General features: G+C 36.4%; 14 protein-coding genes, 1 other RNA gene and 1 pseudogene. 9 read left to right on the top strand and 7 right to left on the bottom strand.

What is annotated here, in order from left to right:
• The first annotated feature begins 41 nt into the window (after positions 1-41).
• The gene (locus tag I6U50_RS07710; protein WP_198629472.1) at positions 42-1,316 is read left to right on the top strand and encodes a serine hydroxymethyltransferase; all 1,275 of its coding nucleotides are present in this window, start codon (positions 42-44) and stop codon (positions 1,314-1,316) included.
• A 112-nt stretch (positions 1,317-1,428) separates the two neighbouring features.
• On the opposite strand, the gene I6U50_RS07705 is transcribed toward I6U50_RS07710, so the two are convergent.
• From I6U50_RS07705 to I6U50_RS07695, 3 genes are all read right to left on the bottom strand, one after another.
• Positions 1,429-1,680, bottom strand: coding sequence for a DoxX family protein (locus I6U50_RS07705; RefSeq protein ID WP_198638425.1), 252 nt, complete (start codon positions 1,678-1,680; stop codon positions 1,429-1,431).
• A gap of 295 nt (positions 1,681-1,975) precedes the next feature.
• A complete protein-coding gene (locus I6U50_RS07700) occupies positions 1,976-2,380 on the bottom strand; it encodes an acyl-CoA thioesterase (RefSeq protein ID WP_198629474.1) in 405 nt (134 codons plus the stop codon).
• On the bottom strand, positions 2,380-3,447 hold the full coding sequence (locus I6U50_RS07695; RefSeq protein WP_193710976.1) for a glutaminyl-peptide cyclotransferase: 1,068 nt from the start codon (positions 3,445-3,447) through the stop codon (positions 2,380-2,382). The genes I6U50_RS07700 and I6U50_RS07695 overlap by 1 nt, the downstream gene beginning before the upstream one ends.
• 87 nt (positions 3,448-3,534) lie before the next feature.
• Here I6U50_RS07695 and ffs point away from each other — a divergent pair.
• The 3 genes from ffs to fsa all read left to right on the top strand — a co-directional run bounded on the left by ffs (position 3,535) and on the right by fsa (position 5,192).
• Positions 3,535-3,633: signal recognition particle sRNA small type (ffs, locus tag I6U50_RS07690), an RNA gene on the top strand.
• A gap of 44 nt (positions 3,634-3,677) precedes the next feature.
• Entirely contained in the window at positions 3,678-4,499 is an 822-nt protein-coding gene (locus I6U50_RS07685; RefSeq protein WP_198638424.1) for an SDR family oxidoreductase, read from the top strand.
• Between the two features lie 36 nt (positions 4,500-4,535).
• Positions 4,536-5,192: a fructose-6-phosphate aldolase gene (gene fsa, locus I6U50_RS07680; protein ID WP_198638423.1), complete on the top strand. Its 657-nt coding sequence runs from the start codon at positions 4,536-4,538 to the stop codon at positions 5,190-5,192.
• Between the two features lie 75 nt (positions 5,193-5,267).
• Here the strand turns inward: fsa and I6U50_RS07675 are convergent, their stop codons facing one another.
• Positions 5,268-6,584, bottom strand: a complete 1,317-nt coding sequence (locus I6U50_RS07675; protein WP_232805899.1) for a TlpA family protein disulfide reductase — start codon at positions 6,582-6,584, stop codon at positions 5,268-5,270.
• 279 nt (positions 6,585-6,863) lie between these two features.
• On the opposite strand from I6U50_RS07675, the gene I6U50_RS07670 reads away from it, so the two are divergent.
• Positions 6,864-8,495: an ABC-F family ATP-binding cassette domain-containing protein gene (locus tag I6U50_RS07670; RefSeq protein WP_198638422.1), complete on the top strand. Its 1,632-nt coding sequence runs from the start codon at positions 6,864-6,866 to the stop codon at positions 8,493-8,495.
• A gap of 147 nt (positions 8,496-8,642) precedes the next feature.
• Here the strand turns inward: I6U50_RS07670 and I6U50_RS07665 are convergent, their stop codons facing one another.
• Complete coding sequence (locus I6U50_RS07665) at positions 8,643-11,000, bottom strand: TonB-dependent receptor domain-containing protein (RefSeq protein ID WP_198638421.1); 2,358 nt, start codon at positions 10,998-11,000, stop codon at positions 8,643-8,645.
• Positions 11,001-11,449: 449 nt separating this feature from the next.
• Here I6U50_RS07665 and I6U50_RS07660 point away from each other — a divergent pair, with 449 nt between their 5' ends.
• Positions 11,450-11,812 carry a CoA-binding protein gene (locus tag I6U50_RS07660; protein WP_198638420.1) on the top strand — a complete coding sequence of 121 codons (363 nt, stop codon included), beginning with the start codon at positions 11,450-11,452 and terminating at the stop codon, positions 11,810-11,812.
• On the opposite strand, the gene I6U50_RS07655 is transcribed toward I6U50_RS07660, so the two are convergent.
• On the bottom strand, positions 11,783-13,228 hold the full coding sequence (locus I6U50_RS07655) for a sodium:solute symporter (RefSeq protein WP_198638419.1): 1,446 nt from the start codon (positions 13,226-13,228) through the stop codon (positions 11,783-11,785). The genes I6U50_RS07660 and I6U50_RS07655 overlap by 30 nt on opposite strands.
• Positions 13,229-13,416: 188 nt before the next feature.
• Here I6U50_RS07655 and recR point away from each other — a divergent pair, with 188 nt between their 5' ends.
• Complete coding sequence (recR, locus tag I6U50_RS07650) at positions 13,417-14,034, top strand: recombination mediator RecR (protein ID WP_193710969.1); 618 nt, start codon at positions 13,417-13,419, stop codon at positions 14,032-14,034.
• A gap of 779 nt (positions 14,035-14,813) precedes the next feature.
• The gene (locus I6U50_RS07645) at positions 14,814-16,151 is read left to right on the top strand and encodes a dihydrolipoamide acetyltransferase family protein (protein ID WP_198638418.1); all 1,338 of its coding nucleotides are present in this window, start codon (positions 14,814-14,816) and stop codon (positions 16,149-16,151) included.
• A 298-nt stretch (positions 16,152-16,449) separates the two neighbouring features.
• Here the strand turns inward: I6U50_RS07645 and I6U50_RS16150 are convergent.
• Positions 16,450-16,709 (bottom strand): annotated as a pseudogene (locus I6U50_RS16150) (BLUF domain-containing protein); the annotation flags it as partial.
• Between the two features lie 190 nt (positions 16,710-16,899).
• On the opposite strand from I6U50_RS16150, the gene I6U50_RS07630 reads away from it, so the two are divergent.
• Positions 16,900-17,676 carry a 3'-5' exonuclease gene (locus I6U50_RS07630; protein WP_193710967.1) on the top strand — a complete coding sequence of 259 codons (777 nt, stop codon included), beginning with the start codon at positions 16,900-16,902 and terminating at the stop codon, positions 17,674-17,676.
• Positions 17,677-17,678 lie beyond the last annotated feature (2 nt).

The raw sequence follows: 17,678 nt of genomic DNA, 5'->3' as shown, positions 1-17,678 counted from the left end.
TATTTATTACTTTTGAGGAATATTTAACGTAAACTTTTGTGATGCAACGAGACACCCAAATATTTAATTTAATAGCGGAAGAAAAAGAGCGCCAACTTAATGGACTTGAGTTAATTGCCAGTGAAAACTTTGTTAGTGAACAGGTTTTGGAAGCTGCTGGATCTGTTTTAACCAATAAATATGCTGAGGGCTACCCGGGCAAACGCTATTATGGCGGTTGTGAAGTGGTTGATAAAGTGGAACAATTGGCCATAGATAGGTTGAAAGAGTTATTTAATGCCGAATATGCCAATGTGCAACCACACTCTGGCTCACAAGCAAATACTGCAGTTTTTCATACTTGCTTAAACCCGGGAGATAAATTTTTAGGTTTTGACCTGTCTCACGGTGGGCATTTAACTCATGGTTCTCCTGTAAACTTCTCAGGAAAACTTTACAGCCCTGTGTTTTATGGTGTAGATAAAGAAACCGGACTTATAGACTACGATAAGGTTGCTGAAATTGCAGAAAAAGAACAGCCTAAAATGATTATTGCCGGTGCTTCTGCATATTCAAGAGATATAGATTATAAAAGATTTAGAGAGATTGCAGATAGTGTAGGGGCTATCTTAATGGCTGATATTGCGCATCCTGCCGGTTTAATCGCTAAAGGTTTAATTAGTGACCCAATACCACACTGTCATATCGTAACCTCTACCACACATAAAACCCTTCGTGGGCCGCGTGGCGGAATTATTATGATGGGAAAAGATTTTGATAATCCATTTGGTCAAAAACTTAAAAACGGAAAGCTTAAAAAAATGTCTACCCTATTAAACAGCGGAATTTTTCCAGGAAATCAGGGTGGGCCTTTAGAACATATTATAGCCGCTAAAGCCATAGCTTTTGGTGAAGCTCTTACCGATGAGTTTTTGCATTATGCTGTGCAGATGAAAAAGAATGCTGCAAAATTAGCGCAAAGTTTTGTTGAAAAAGGATATAAAGTTATTTCTGGCGGAACCGACAACCATTGTATGCTTATAGATCTTAGAAATAAAGATGTAAGCGGAAAAGAAGCAGAGGAGGCCTTAACTAAAGCCGAAATTACCGTAAATAAAAATATGGTGCCTTTTGACGATAAATCTCCTTTTGTAACTTCCGGAATTAGAATTGGTACGGCTGCAGTTACTACCCGTGGACTTGTAGAAGAGGATATGCCTAAAATAGTAGAGTTTGTTGAGCGTGTTATTACCAATATTGATAATGATAGCGAGTTGGAAGCCGTTAAACAAGAGGTGAAAACCATGATGCAGGATAGACCGCTTTTTAAAATGTAATTTTTTAAAGAACGAAATATAAATTATATTAAAGCTTATTTGAATGCTCTTTTTTCCCGTTATCCTGAAGTTGTTTCAGGAGTAAGGTTGAAGAATATTCAAATAGGCTTTTTTACAGCCAAATAATTGCCAGGCAAATTATAAGAAGGCTCAAAGCTGGCATAATTTGCTTAAAATTATCCTTTATTTTTAAATGCATTACAATAGCTCCAAGCATCATACCCGCCATCCCAATGGCAGCAGGATTTACTAGCGATTTAAACCAAATTCCTGCCAGGAGCATTAAGGCTAAAGTGATTTTTATAAAGCCCACCAAATAAACCAACGCCTCTGGTAATCCGTAGGCTTTGAATTCGGCTTTCATATTAGAGGCCTCTGCACCCCGATAGCTGGTTTTTTTGTTAAACCGTAATACTATACGTTAAGTATTCCCAGGCCAACAATTAGTTGAAGTACTATTTTTACTGTTTCCATAGCTTAAGTTTTTTTTAAAGATATAAATGTTTGATCTTTATTTTGAAATATTAAACAAAAATTAGGAATGTTTCTTGAATTTTTAAGAAAATAGCAGTGGTAGAATTAAGCCTATACTTCCTAGCTAAGAGATTGATGCTTATTTGGGAATTGTATATACCGTTCTTGGTTTTTCAGGGGGTAGTTTACTGCTGAAAAATTCTTTTTAACTCTTCAGAAATTTTGGTTGGTCGCTTCTTTTCCTGGTCCATAAGTGCCCAGGTGGTTTTTGCTTCCACCAGCACTTTTTTTGTTTCGGCATTTTTTATAATTACGTGCCTGATGGATTTTACATGGGAAGTCTCGCTTACATAGGTTTGTATCAGGATCTCATTACCTAAAAAAGCTTGTTTTTTATAGTTTATTTCGTGTTTTATTACCACCCAAAAATATTGTAGATTTTGCTTCTGGTTGGCTCTGGCTTCCCAATGTGCTTTAGCTATATCCTGTACCCATTGTACATACTGCACATTGTTAACATGATTTTGCTCGTCTAAATGTCGTTTTTCTACCAAAAAACTTTGCTCAAATATTTCTGGGGTTGACGTCATTATTTTTCGACTATTTCTACTTCAAAAAGCGTATCCCAATTTTTACCTGTTACGTAGAGCTTTTTGGTGTTGGGATTATAGGCAATTCCATTTAAAACGTGATTTTGGGGATCCAGGCTCTCCAAATTCCCTAATTCATCTCGAAGGCCTCTAAAATCTATCACACCTTCTATTGCTCCATTTTTAGGATTAATAATAGTCACACTGGGAAATTGGTATGTATTGGCGTAAATCTTTCCTTCAATCCATTCCAGTTCATTGAATTTCGAATAAATTTTGGTGTTGGTTGCTAGCTGAATAAAATCTTTTTCCGCAAGTGTTTCTGAGTCCAGGATCCAAATTTTTTCGGTACCATCACTTTTATAAAGCTTTTCCCCATCATTACATAAGCCCCAACCTTCTTTACTTTGGTTGTAGGCGAAACTCCCGGTTTGCTTAAAAGTATCAAGATTATAGATTAATCCTTCTTTTTCGCGCCAGGTAAGCAGGTAAAGTTTGTTGTTTAAAATAGTAAGTCCCTCCCCAAAATAGCGGTCTTCAAGGATGATTTTATTTAAAACTTCGCCGGTTTCCAGGTTTAGCTTTCTTAAAGAAGAACTTCCATATTGTCCGGTGCTTTCATATAAAGTGTCCTGGTAGAATTCGAGGCCCTGGGTATAGGCTTGTTTATTGTGTGGGTATTTATTTATAATTTTATAAGTATATGCTTTGGGGGGCTGATTGTTTAAAATTTTAAAGTTGTCACTAATGGTGTCGGTTTCTCCTTCAGAAAAAACAATGGCTTCTAATTTTTGGCGGCCTAACTTGGGATTTTCCAGGGCTACGGTAAAAGATGTCTCGCTAATAAGGGTTTTTAAATATTTCTGCTGAAAAAACAATCGAATAGAGTCTATTTGGCGATCTTTTAGGTTTTCTATAGATCCACGAATGGTTTGTCCAACTTGAAATTCGGACTTATTTTCTTCAGTTTTTAGTTTAAAATAAGAAGATTTCTTATCAGAATTGCTTCCGCAGGAAAAAATAAATAAACCTAATAATAACAGGCACAGGAACTTAAATTTATTCATGGATCTTTTGCATTAAATACATTGCTAAAATACTCAATTCACTATAAAAAATACTTGTGAAAAGGAGGAAAGATTGTATATTTGCACCGGCAAGTCCCACACAACCAGCTCCTGCTGAATCCCCCAGGGCGGGAACGCAGCAAGGGTAAGCGGTCGTAGCGGTGTGATGTGGGGAGCTTGCCATTTTTTGTTTCTGGAAGGTTCTAAATTTTATCGCATCTTTGCAGCCTATGAAAACAAATGCATCTCCTCAAAAAGTAGTGCTTATAACCGGAGCTTCTTCCGGGATTGGAAAATCTATAGGCGAATACTTATCTAAACATAATTTTAAGGTTTATGGTACCAGCCGAAATCCGGCAAAAATAGCTAATCCTCCCTTTACGATGCTTGCTTTAGATGTTACCAAAAAAGAAACAATTACTGCGGCAGTAGGCCAAATAATAGCTAAAGAAGGTAAGCTGGATGTGCTTATTAATAATGCCGGAGTTGGCATTACAGGCCCTATAGAGGAAACTCCCGATGATGAGATTGCCAGGGCTTTTGAAACCAATTATTTTGGACCTATAAAAGTGATTAAAGCCGTATTGCCTCAAATGAGAAAGCAAAATACTGGCTTGATTATAAATATTACTTCCATTGCAGGCTATATGGGCTTGCCTTATCGCGGCATTTATTCGGCATCAAAAGGTGCTTTAGAGCTTACTACAGAGGCTTTTAGAATGGAGATTAAAGATTTTAATATAAAAATGACAAATGTGGCGCCCGGAGATTTTGCAACTAATATTGCTGCGGGTCGTTACCATGCTCCTGTTTTAGAAGATTCTCCGTATAAAGAGCCGTATGCTAATACTCTGAAGTTAATGAACGATGATGTTGATGCCGGAAAAGATCCTTTTATAATGGCTAAAGCGATACATAGAATTATTCAGGAAAAAAATCCTCGTGGGCATTATAAAATTGGTGAGGCCCTGCAAAAGTTTTCGGTGGGTCTAAAAAGAATTCTACCCGATAAAGTCTATGAAAAAATGCTGCTAAAGCATTATAAATTATAACTTTGCGAACACAAGATTAACAAACAACTATAGCTTATGAAATTTTTTATTGATACAGCCAATCTTGACCAAATAAAGGAAGCTCAGGAACTTGGCGTTTTAGACGGGGTAACAACTAATCCGTCTCTTATGGCGAAAGAAGGAATTACCGGAAAGGATAATATCTACAAACACTATAAAAAGATTTGTGATATTGTTGATGGAGATGTAAGTGCAGAAGTGATCTCAACCGATTTTGAAGGAATGGTAAAAGAAGGTGAGGAGCTTGCAGAATTGCATGAACAGATTATTGTAAAAGTTCCTATGATTAAAGAAGGGATTAAGGCGATAAAATATTTTAGTGACAATGGGATTAAAACCAATTGTACTTTGGTATTTTCTGCCGGGCAGGCCTTATTGGCTGCTAAAGCCGGAGCTACGTATGTTTCGCCATTTATAGGGAGGTTAGATGATATCTCTACAGATGGTTTGAACCTTATTGCTGAAATTAGGCTGATTTATGATAACTACGGTTTTGAAACTGAAATTCTTGCAGCTTCTGTACGTCACACCATGCACGTATTGGAATGTGCTAAAATAGGTGCCGATGTTATGACAGGGCCGCTTTCTTCTATTGAAGGTTTGCTAAAGCACCCACTTACAGATATTGGATTGGAAAAATTCCTTGCCGACTATAAGAAAGGAAATCAGTAAAATTTCTTGATTGAAATTAAAAAGAAAGGCTATTTAGAGAGTTCTAAGTTGAAAAGAACTCTCTAAATAGCTTTTTTAATTATTTAAAAACTCCAGGATTTGCCTTTCAAAATTAGGTGTGTTAAGCTGGGCTTTACCATTAATTATGTTGCCTCTGGAATCAAGGAAAATAAGTTTGTTAAGGTAATTTTTAAGTAAATTGATATCAATATCGATGGTACTTAGTTTATATTCTCTGGTCTGGTCCATATTGTAAGCCTTAACTATATTTTTCCAGGCTTGCTTAGAACCTTTGTCAATATTTATTCCTACAAACTCAAGTTCCGGGTACTTCTCTTTTAAGCTTCTAATTATATCGTGCTGCCATTTGTAATGTTCGGGGACGTCTAGAGACCAATGGTAGGTTACAATGGGTTTGTTGGAAATGTCTTTTAGCCGAACCATTTCATCTTTAAAATTGATTAAAGGTAACTCTCCAATATTATTACCCGGTAATAATCTTTTTTGAATTTTTGCCATTTCCTGTAGCTCGGGTAACTTTTCGCCATTAAACTTAATTTCTTTAAGAATGTTTAGTATGCCATCAATTTTTTCGGCATTATCTGAAAAGGTGATGCCTTGAATGGCCAGGCGATTTATAAAAATACTTTTTATTTCTTCTTTTTCAATTAGAGAATCGGCGAGATTAATTCTATAGCGAATGTTTGGTACAGAGTGAAGTTCAAAACAATTAGAGTTGGTATCAAAATTATCCAGACAATTCTCAATAGACCGGGTTCTTAAATGATCCTCTATAAAATTTAAATAGCCATAATATTCCTTGAGCTGGCTGTTGTTAAAATTTAGGTCTTTTCGATAGCTATTAAAATCATCAGGAATTTGCTGCGCTAATTCGTTGTAGTATTTTTTTACCAAAAAAGTATAGCGTTCCCTTAAGTGATAGAAGTCGTAATTTATAGTATTATAGGCAAGTTCTCTAAAGGCCTCAGAAAATTGCTCTTTTTCATTTAAAGTATTTAATTTATTTCTTCTTGATTTCTTGATAGAGTCTGTGATGCCGGCAAATTTGGTAGGATTAATTTTGTAGTAAGAGAGCATCATATCGTTATTTTGCTCGTTACTTAGAAACATTTCTAAAAGGAAACTACTTTTGGAAGATCCCGGCCCACTAAAATTAAGGGACTCATCAAACTGCATAGTGTTTAGCCAAACCAAAATACTATCGCCGGGCTCCAAATACATTATTTGGTTTTCTGGCGGATGCGTAAAACTGTATATTCCGGGTTCTAAATTTTCTAGCTTTTTTCCAAATTGGTTGTTCTGATCCAAAAAAAGCGTATCGATAGTTTTAGTGCCTTTAGAAAGAACAAAATAAGGGTTATTGGGGTTCATAATTTGCCCTCCAATAAAAATTCCTTTTTGGTCTTTTTTAGAACTGTTGCAACCAAAAGAAAATATAACTCCGATAAGAAAAAAAAGTAAATAATATTTCATGTAGATCGTTAAGAGCTAAATACTTGGGATGCCGCTAATCCTGGTAGCAGCTACAAATATAGTTTGCGGTATACATTACCAATGTTAATCGGGAGTTAAAAGAATAATAAAAACGTTAATCTTTAGATAAGTCTTTGGGATTGGCTATTTTTGCAAAAATTTTCAAATTATAATTTTATGCTTTCAGTATCAAATCTTTCGGTTCAATTTGGCAAGCGTGTTTTGTTTGATGAAGTGAACACCACTTTTACTCAGGGTAATTGCTATGGAATTATTGGAGCCAATGGCGCCGGAAAGTCTACTTTTTTAAATATACTCTCTGGTAAAACCGAGCCAACTTCTGGTCATGTGAGCCTGGAGCCGGGCAAAAGAATGTCTGTACTGGAGCAAAACCATAACCTGTATGATGATACTCCGGTACTGGAAACGGTGATTTTAGGGAACCAACCTTTGGCCAGGATAAAAAAGGAGATGGATGAAATCTATATGAAAGAAGATTTTAGCGATGCCGATGGAGAAAGAGTAGGAGTATTGCAGGTAGAATTTGAAGAAATGAATGGTTGGAATGCCGAAAGTGATGCCGCTTCCTTGCTTTCTAACCTGGGTATTAAGGAACAATACCACGCTACCTTAATGAAAGATCTTGACGGAACCCAGAAGGTAAGGGTGCTTTTGGCTCAGGCACTTTTTGGAAATCCAGATGTGCTGATTATGGATGAACCTACCAACGATTTGGATTATGAAACCATCTCGTGGCTGGAGCATTTTTTAGCTAATTACGATAATACGGTAATTGTGGTATCTCACGACCGTCACTTCCTGGATGCTGTTTGTACGCATATTTCAGATATTGATTTCGGAAAAATAAATCATTATAGCGGAAACTATACTTTTTGGTACGAATCTTCACAATTAGCAGCCAGACAAAGAGCACAGCAGAATAAAAAAGCGGAAGAGAAAAAGAAAGAATTACAGGAATTTATACAGCGTTTTAGCGCTAACGTAGCTAAATCTAAGCAGGCTACTTCCCGTAAAAAGATGATTGATAAATTAAATATTGAGGATATAAGGCCTTCAAGTAGAAGATATCCTGCAATTATTTTTGAACGAGAACGCGAGGCGGGAGATCAGATTCTTAATGTAGAAAAACTTGAAGCTTCTATTGAGGGGGAAACACTTTTTAAAAATGTAAATATCAACCTTGCAAAAGGAGATAAAGTGGTGGTTTATTCTAGAGATTCAAGAGCAACTACTGCCTTTTATGAAATTATAAATGGAAAGCAGGAACCGGTATCCGGTAAATATTCCTGGGGTGTTACTACTTCACAGTCGTATCTTCCATTAGATAACTCGGCGTTTTTTGATAACGACCTTACCCTGGTAGATTGGCTTAGACAATGGGCTAAGACAGAAGAAGAAAGGGAAGAGGTTTATATTAGAGGTTTTTTGGGGAAAATGTTGTTTAGTGGCGAAGAAGCTTTAAAAACTTCTAAGGTGCTTTCAGGAGGAGAAAAAGTACGTTGTATGTTAAGCCGAATGATGATGATGAGAGCTAACGTTGTTATGCTGGATGAGCCTACAAACCACCTTGATTTAGAGTCTATTACTGCTTTTAATAATTCTTTAAAGAATTTTAAAGGAACTGTTTTGTTTACTACGCACGATCACGAATTTGCACAAACAGTGGCTAACCGTGTAATTGAATTAACACCGGGAGGGGCTATAGACCGTTACACCACGTTTGATGAATATATGAGTGATAAGAAGATTAAGGAGCAACGCGATAAAATGTATGCTGTAGAGGTTTAAATATTGCCTTACCTAAATACTTTGTTTTATTGATGAGATAGTTGCTTTAGCTCAAAGTTTGGACAAGAAGAAACAAGTAAAAAACCCGGTAGTTGCTACCGGGTTTTTTTTGGCTAATTAAAACAAAAAAACAAACTATCTGAATTCTTAAAACATTCCACCACCATCTGCTTCGTTGTCGTCTCTTTGCTTTCTTTTTAATGCCTGGTTTTTTCCTCCGCCAAAGCGGTAAGAAAAGCCTACATATACATTTTGGGTTTCGCCCTTAAACCTTCCTGTTTGTGGTAAGGGGCGACCGTTGATAAAACTAAATTCCTGTGTATTAAAAACATCGTTAAAATTCAGGCTAAGTGTGGCTTTACCATTTAGTAAAGAATACCGTCCTCCCAGATTTATAAAATACATGGGATCCATATCCATTTGTAGATTTTTGGCCTTGCTTCTATAGAAGCCAAATAATTGAAAAGTTAATTTTTCGGTGGCTTTAAAACTATGGTTAGATCTAAATGTCCATGCAGTGTTATCGGTTTCGAGGTAATCGGTGCCTACAACGCCTTTTAATTGTTGGCTATAGAGTTCAAAATTTGTATTGGTGCTCCACCAATCGGTAAATTTATAATTAAGTCCAAGCTCAAGGCCATAGGCATTATTGTCTTTAAAATTTTCAAACTGTAATAATAGTGAGCCTTCTTCAGTTGGATCTTCTATAAAGACCTGGCTAATTTCATCGTTAATATTTCTAAAGAACACTCCGGTAGTTAAACTTCCTTTTTTAGTGAATTTTCGGGTATAATTAAATTCGAGGGAATTGGTGAATTGTGGATCTAATTCAGGATTTCCGGATACAGTTAGCCTTGGTGTACTTATTTCGCGAATAGGGCTTACCTGGCCAAAACCCGGACGATCTACCCTTCGGCTATAGCTTAATTGATAGGAATTAGTTTCACTTGGTGTATAATTTAGAAATCCGCTGGGGTAAATATTAAAGTAATCGTCTGTAAAAACCTGTTCGCCATTATAAATTGCGTCTACACTAAAGTTTTCTAACCTGGCACCGATCTGATAAGACCATTTTTCGAAATTTTGGCCATAGGTTGTGTAAAAAGAGTAAATATCCCTTTTATATTGATAAGTTGCAGGGGTAAATAAACTACTGTTGGTAGTGTAGTCGTTATCGGTATCTAATAGACGGGCTTCAGCGCCTATTTCTAATTTACTATTTTCAGAAAGCGGATTTTCATAATCTATATTTGCGATAAAATTTTCCCTTGTTTCTTTTACATGGTCACGATAATCTGTAAAGCCTTCGGTATCCCCTTCAAAGTTAAAAATAGAATTTTCATCTTCATCAAAGGTGTTGTAGTCTAATTCAAACAGGATTTTATGTCCCTCTTTTTCAAATTTCCGGTCGTAAGCAAAATTATAGGTGCTATTAATATTATCGTAATTAGAGTCCAGGTTTTGCGCTAAATTGCTTTGTGGATTGTTGGGGTAAATAATTCGCAAGGCTCCCTGTGGGCCGCCGTTATAATGATTCTGATTGGTATAGAAGGAAAAAGTGTTTTTTTCGTTTATATAAAAATCTACGCCAACTTTATATAAATAAGATTCTCGGGAGTTAAGGATGTCAAAAGCCTGGCGATAATTATCTTCGGTAAAGTTTATTCTTCCCATGTTTTCCCGGTCTCCAAACTGTGTTCCGAAATTTCCGTAGAAATTTAGTTTACCTTTTCTATAGTTTAAATCTAAAGAACCGTTATACCTGGTATTTTCACCAATAGTCACGCCCGTATTTAAATTTCCGTTAAAACCATCTTTTGCATTTTTGTGAAGTACAATATTGATAATTCCACTCATTCCTTCCGGGTTATATTTGGCAGAAGGGTTGGTAATTAACTCTATAGTTTTAATAGAGGTTGAAGGGATTTGTTTTAATAATTGGGCCGGATCCATATTGGTGGGTTTTCCATCTATTAGGATACGCACATTTGAATTTCCGCGAAGTGCTATATTTCCGTCCTGGTCTACATTCACCGAAGGTACATTGTTCATAATCTCGGAAGCACTGGCCCCGGTTGTGGTGAGATCTTTCCCAACATTAATTACTTTTCGGTCTATTCGTTGTTCTATGGTGGTGCGCTCTGCAACTACGGTTACACCTTCCAACATAGCTACGTCTGGTTCTAAAGCTATATTGCCAAAGTTGTAGGTCTTCTGGTCTTTGGTAACCTTAATTTCTTTAGAAAATGTTTTATAGCCCATAAACTGCACTGAAAAAGTATAGGTGCCGTTGGGGATTTTTTCTATGCTGAAGGTTCCATCGGCAGCAGAAGTATTTCCCGATACCAGGTTTCCTTCTTTGTCTGTAATACTAATAGTTGCGTAAGGGATGGGCTCTTTGAGATCATTATCCAGCACTAAACCTGAGATTTTTCCCATGGGTTCATTGGCCATTGCGGTTAAACCGCTAATACATAATGTTAAAATTAAAAATAACTGTTTCATTTTTTGATTGATTTTGATGGTTAGTGTGTTTAGAATAATTCCTTGTAATACATAATAGATGAATATTTATTTTGGTAATTTTCGGGTTGTTGATGAGTGAAACTTACCATGTTAGATTGATGAATGACCCCGTTTGTTTTGTTATGCCTTATACTTTGTATTGCATAATACATAAGCCTGAGCTTCCAAAATTTCGATCTTTCTTCTACTATAAAAGACGAGGTGAAAAATGAAATGTTACACTTTTTTTAAATATTTTTTTGAAAAAGGGCCATCTGCATGTTTTTAAAGATTGTTTTTCCGGAATAACAAACTAAAACTTACAGACAGCCTATCAAAAGCTTGCCGGTTTACTAACCATCACATCTATATTCCAACAAGCCTCTCTAAATAAAAGACTCGTACCAAGTATTTTTGTTACACTTAGGTCTAAATCTTAAGTTTGTGATATGCAAAAGAAAACATTGGTTTTGGGAGCTTCTTTAAATTCGGCACGATATTCTAATATCGCGATTAAGCGCTTGGTTAAATATAACCAGCCGTCAGTAGCTTTGGGCTTGAGAAAAGGAGAAGTAGAAGGGGTGAAAATTGAAACCGAAAAAATTATGTTTCGGGACATAGACACGGTTACACTTTATCTAGGCCCTCCCAGGCAGAAGGAATATTACGATTATATTGTTTCTTTACAGCCTAATAGAGTGATTTTTAATCCCGGAACCGAAAACCCTGAGTTTTACGATATTCTAAGAGATAATAATATTGAGTTTGAAGTTGCCTGTACTTTAATTATGCTTGGAACGAATCAATATTAATCCTAATAAAGTGAGAAATCCATTTAGAATTAGAATAAAGAAACCAAATTCAAAGCCAAACCAAACCAGACTGTTTATACTGATTATATAAGATAAAACCGGAGCTACTATAGCTACTATCGGAACAAGCTTATCTTTTACTTTTATGGAAGTGAAAAGGCCAAGCGTGTATAGGCCAAGTAGTGGCCCGTAGGTGTAACCCGCAAATTCAAATAGTTTATTGATCACACTTTTATCGGCTATGGCGTATTTAAAAATTAACATAACGCCGATAAATAACAGTGAGATTACAATATGAATTTGCTTTCTTATCTTCATTTGTTTAGCCTCTTCATAGCGTTTTTCAATATTTAGAATATCGATACTAAATGAGGTGGTAAGCGCGGTTAAAGTGCCATCGGCACTGGAATAAGCTGCAGCAATTAAGCCAAGGATAAAAAGAATGGCGACACCAATTCCCAGTTCGCCGCCTGTAGCTATGGCCGGGAAAAGTTCATCTTTAATGGCGTCTATTCCACTTAAATCGGCGTATTGACTAAGAAGCACTCCTAAAATAAGAAACATCATATTCACTATGGTAAGCACCAGGGTGAAAGAGAACATGTTTTTTTGGGCTTCTTTCAGGTTACGACAGGTAAGGTTTTTTTGCATCATATCCTGGTCCAGTCCGGTCATTACAATTGCAATAAAAGCTCCACTAAAAAATTGTTTTACAAAATGGTCGCTACTTTTCCAATCTTCAAAAAAGAAGATTTTTGTGAGGCCACTTTCCGAAAGGTGATTAATCATGTTGCCTGCTGTAATTCCTAATTCATCTGAAACCACAATTAAAGTTGCACCAAGGGACAACAGCATAAAAAATGTTTGTAGGGTATCTGTCCAGACTACCGTTTTAATCCCGCTTCTAAAAGTGTATAACCAAATAAGTAATATGGTTGCCGATACAGTTACGTAATAAGGCACCCCCAGTTCATCAAAAAGGATAAGTTGTAAAACGTTGGCTACCAGAAATAGTCTAAAGCTAGAGCCTACAATCCTGGATAATAAAAAAAATGAGGCCCCGGTTTTATAGGAGTATTTTCCAAAACGAGATTCCAGGTAGGAGTAAATAGAGGTAAGGTTTAATCTATAGTATAACGGTAGTAACACAAGGCCAATTACCGCATACCCTACAGTATAACCTAAAACCACTTGAAAATAACTAAAACTATCGGTTGCAACCGTACCGGGAAGAGAGATAAAAGTAACCCCGCTAAGCGAGGCACCAATCATTCCAAAAGCTACAATATACCAGGGAGACTGCCTGTTGGCCCTGAAAAATTCGGCATTACTACCGGCTCTACTCGAAAAGAAAGAGACCAAAAACAAAAGTCCGAAATAAACGGCTATTAAAATTAAAATCTGGTAAGGCTGCATAGCTTGTGATTTTAGAAAGGGACGAATTTACAAATTAAGCATAAACTTTTACCTACTTCCTTAAAATGGAACTTTAGCTCCCTTCAAGATGCTGCTTAAAGCGGCGAAAGCAAAAAAATATCATTACAATTAGGCTAAGCCTCGGCATTTACATCTTTAATATCGCGTAAAAGTCATAAATTCGCAATATGGATTTTTCTTCGAAATTATTGGAACAGGCGGTAGATGAAATGTCTCAGCTACCGGGTATTGGTAAGCGTACTGCCTTAAGGTTGGTATTACACTTGCTTAAGCAACCCGAGTCGCAAACCAAGCAACTTACAGAGGCCCTTACCGGGCTTAGGTCTGGGATAAAACTTTGTAAAAACTGTTACAATATTAGTGATACAGATTTATGCGCTATTTGCGCCAATCCTGCCAGGAATTCAGAAATTATTTGTGTGGTAGAAGATATTCGCGATGTAATGGCTATTGAAAATACCAATCAATACCGGGGGCATTACCACGTTCTGGGAGGTAAGATAAGTCCGATGGACGGGATTGGCCCCTCACAATTAAGTATTAAGCCATTAATTGAAAAAGTGCAGGCCGGGAAAGTAGAAGAGCTAATTTTTGCGCTTAGCAGCACCCTGGAAGGTGATACCACCAATTTTTATATTTACAGACAATTGGAAGGTACAGAGCTAAGAACTTCTACTATAGCCCGCGGAATTTCAGTGGGAGACGAACTAGAGTATGCAGATGAGGTTACTTTAGGGAGAAGTATTACCAACAGGGTTCCTTTTGAAAATTCTACCAAAAATTGATATCTTTAAGTGAGCTTCGCGCTAAAAAATAAACAGATGGAAATTTCAGCATTAAAAAAGCGATTATTGAAAAATTAGAGGAGCTTGATGAAGTTCAATTGCTTTGAATTCAGGAGTTGATTGATATTTTTATCAACCTAAAGTATTGAGCAACCGCAAATCGATTATCACCTTGAAGGGTGAAATTTAATATCTGATTGGCAAAAGAAAGAATTTAAAATGCTGAAAAAAGTTTAATTAGGGTAGCAGGAGTTTTTCATAAGGAAGTTGCAAAACGAGTAAAAGTTAAATATGGCTTCTAAAAGGGAAGTTGTTTGGGCTATTTCAGTAATAAAAAAGCTAGACAATATTCTTGATTATATTGAAAATAATTGTAGCAAAACAATTGATGAAAATTTCTTTAATACCTTAAAGCATTCGATAGAGCTAATTAAATCCTTATCATTTTCCTGCACTTTCAAAAGAAAAGAGTTTTTATAAATGTGTGGTAACAAAGCATAAATCTATTTTTATAGTGTTCCGAATGAAGCTCTTATTAGGATTCTTAATGTTTTTGACACGCGACAGGATCCTCGAAAACTTCCACTTAATCGATAATATTTGTACTGAAAAATTTAGTTTCAGCTTTTGAAATTGTAATTTTACCCAGAAGCGGATCTTGTTTCTAGAACACGGAATATAGAATGAAAATTTATTTTATTGATTTTTTAATACTTTTAAACTTGAAATTTCATTAAATTCGCAAATATAAACCTTAAAATAAGCTTTCTGATAAAGATATGGCAAAGTTTGAACTTAAGCTACCAAAAATGGGCGAAAGTGTCGCCGAAGCAACTATTACCAACTGGTTAAAAGAGGTAGGAGATGCTATTGATGCCGACGAACCTGTATTGGAGATTGCAACCGATAAAGTAGATAGTGAAGTCCCTAGTGAAGTAGAAGGTACTTTGGTGGAGAAACTTTTTGAAGCCGACGATGTAGTGCAGGTAGGTCAAACTATAGCTATTATTGAAACTGAGGGGGAAGTTCCGTCAGGTAGCGATGATGATGAGATAGATCTTGACCTTGAAGATGAAGAAGAAAGTGAATATGCTGAAGAAGTTGCTGAAAGTGTAGAAGCTGCAAAAGAAACCGCAGGAAGTAATGATTTTTCTGAATCTTCCAGGTTTTACTCTCCGCTAGTGAAGAATATTGCCAAAGAAGAGGGTATTAGTCTTGAGGAGCTGGAAACAGTAGAGGGAACCGGTAAAGATAATCGGGTGACTAAAGACGATATTCTTGCTTACGTTGAAAACAGGCAGGAAGGTACTTCAACTCAGCAAAAGCCTACAGCAAAACAAGCACCGGCGGCAGATACTTCAAAAATGGCCAGTGCTACCGCCGAGTCGGAAAAGGTGGTTCGTTCGGGTGAAGACGAGATTATAGAAATGAGCCGTATGGGTAAAATGATTTCCCACCATATGGTAGATAGCGTTCAAACTTCGGCACATGTTCAATCTTTTATAGAAGTAGATGTTACCAATATCTGGAACTGGAGAAATAAACACAAAAACGATTTTCAGAAAAAAGAAGGCGAAAAACTTACCTTCACCCCAATTTTTATGGAAGCCGTGGCGAAGGCTATTCGCGATTTCCCGCTGATTAATATTTCGGTTGATGGTGATAAAATCATTAAGAAGAAAAATATAAACCTGGGAATGGCAGCAGCCCTTCCAGATGGCAACTTAATTGTACCGGTAATTAAAAATGCCGATCAGCTTAACCTTGTAGGGCTTGCTAAGAAGGTTAATGATTTGGCAAACCGTGCGAGACAAAATAAATTAAAGCCAGACGATATTCAGGGGGGGACTTATACGGTAACCAATGTAGGAACATTTGGTAGTATTATGGGAACACCTATAATTAACCAACCACAAGTTGGTATTCTTGCGTTGGGCGCTATTAGAAAAGTGCCGGCTGTGATAGAAACTCCGGAAGGCGATTTTATTGGAATTCGTTATAAAATGTTTTTATCGCATAGCTACGATCATAGGGTTGTAAACGGGGCACTTGGTGGCCAGTTCGTGCAACGCGTGGCTCAGTATCTGGAAGGATTTGATAAAAACCGTGAGATATAATAACTGGCAGACTTGTATTAAAGTTTTCTAAGTGATTAAGGAGAAAATCCTCAGGTTGAAATAGGTTCAGCCTGAGGATTTTTAGTTTACAGTTTTCTTCGCTTAAAGATTTTTACAAAATTCTTTAATAAATTTAGCGCAGGTTGTTCATCTCGGTTTTTATTGGCACCGCCAAAGGGGGGAATACCCCGAGGCTTGCTTCGAAATTAAAAATTTGTTTCCAACGAATGTCTCGTGGACTTGCCCCGAGGTAGTTTGCTATTCTTAAAAAAATGGTCGGTCTCCAAATCTCTATAGCCTAGAATTGTAAAAGCTTCATTTTTCTGTAACTTTTAAAAGTCATAGGCCAGTTAGAAAAAGTCCGTTTCTCACTAAATCCAGAGTCTATTTCAATGACATTTTTGTGGCGTTTGTCTCTTGCTATTTTACTATACAAGCTATCTACCTGTTTTTCTTTTCCTTCAAAATATAGATAAAAATTCCCTGGAAGTAAATTAATAAGCCTGTAATTTCAATGCTACTATTATTATTACGAGATTTTTCAAGTAATTCTTTTAAGTCTTTATTCGGTAATTACGTGACTCTGTTTGCTAACCTAAGCCAAATATTTAAGCATCCTCAGTTTTTATATAAATTCAAAGATTAAAAATGAGTTTTGTTTTTGTTGAAAAGGAGGTAAATTAGGAACTTCTTAAAAAGTAAAGCTCATAAATTATAGTATCTTTACCCCCAAAACCAAGCCCATTCTATGGAATTAAACCTAACCAAACCCATTTGTTTTTTTGATTTGGAAACTACCGGAACAAATGTGGCTAAAGATCGTATTGTAGAGATTGCCATTCTTAAAGTTTTTCCTAACGGAAATAAGGAAAGTAAAACCTGGTTGGTAAACCCCGAAATGAAAATCCCAAAAGAAGTGGTGGCCATTCATGGTATTTCAGATGAAAAAGTAGCCAATGAGCCAACTTTTAAAGAACTTTCTTCCCAGGTTCACGAAATGATAAAAGGCTGTGACCTGGCCGGGTATAATTCAAATAGATTTGATATTCCCTTATTGGTAGAGGAACTTTTACGTGCCGGCGTAGATTTTGAAATGAAAAATGTTGTAGCAGTAGATGTGCAAACCATTTTTCATAAAAAAGAACAAAGAACACTGGCGGCTGCTTATCAGTTTTACTGCGGAAAAGATTTAATAGATGCCCACAGTGCTGAAGCCGATACCACTGCTACTTATGAAGTTTTAAAATCGCAGTTAGATCGTTACGACGACTTACAAAACGATATGAAGTATTTGGCCGATTATTCTGCCAGAAAACGTTTTGCCGATTTTGCCGGCTTTATAGCTTTCAATAAAAAAGGAGAAGAGATTTTTGCCTTTGGTAAATTTAAAGGGCAAAATGTAGAAAAGGTATTGGAAGACGAACCGGGTTATTATGGTTGGATTCAAAATGCCGACTTTCCTTTGTACACAAAAAAGGTACTTACTGCTATAAAACTAAGAAAGCTAAATAATAAATTGTCTTAATA

The organism is Salegentibacter maritimus (genome assembly GCF_016236975.1).
GTDB lineage: Bacteria > Bacteroidota > Bacteroidia > Flavobacteriales > Flavobacteriaceae > Salegentibacter > Salegentibacter maritimus.
Note: the sequence above shows the minus strand (reverse complement) of the source record. Positions and strands in the feature narration are given on the sequence as shown.